Annotated in this window: 1 protein-coding gene; it reads left to right on the top strand. The window is 71.5% G+C overall.

All coding sequences use genetic code 11. The annotated features are described in order from the left end of the window. Nucleotides 1-235: NrtR DNA-binding winged helix domain-containing protein (locus RM812_RS42495; protein ID WP_311586399.1), on the top strand; the 235-nt coding region annotated here is incomplete at its 5' end. Between the last annotated feature and the right edge of the window lie 193 nt (nucleotides 236-428).

Here is a 428-nt window from a genome sequence, read left to right as displayed (position 1 = left end):
GGCCACGGCGTTCTGCCCGCCCGAGTTCACGGTCGGGGAGCTGCGCCGGGTGTACGAGGCGGTGTGGGGCGTGGTCCTGGACCCCCGCAACTTCCACCGCAAGGTCACCGGCACGCCCGGATTCCTGGTGCCGTCCGGCGGGACGACCACGCGGCAGGGCGGCCGCCCCGCGCAACTGTTCCGGGCCGGGGCCGCCACCGTGCTCAATCCGCCGATGCTGCGGCCCGAGGTCTGAGCCTTCGTACCCCGGGCGACCCGCTGGGAGGGACCGGCGGAACGCCCGTCGGCCCACTGCTGCATCAAAAGTCGGAAATGTCGCGTTATGTTGCTGCGGTACCCCTCTGCCGCCGAGCGGTCTCACCTTCCGCGAGAGACGCGAGACAAGCGATGCTCCAGGCCATCGGACTCACCAGCACCCCCCGTCGGGA

Origin of the sequence: Streptomyces lancefieldiae (assembly GCF_031845825.1) — a bacterium.
GTDB classification, from domain to species: domain Bacteria; phylum Actinomycetota; class Actinomycetes; order Streptomycetales; family Streptomycetaceae; genus Streptomyces; species Streptomyces lancefieldiae.
This window is presented reverse-complemented; position numbering and strand designations above follow the sequence as displayed.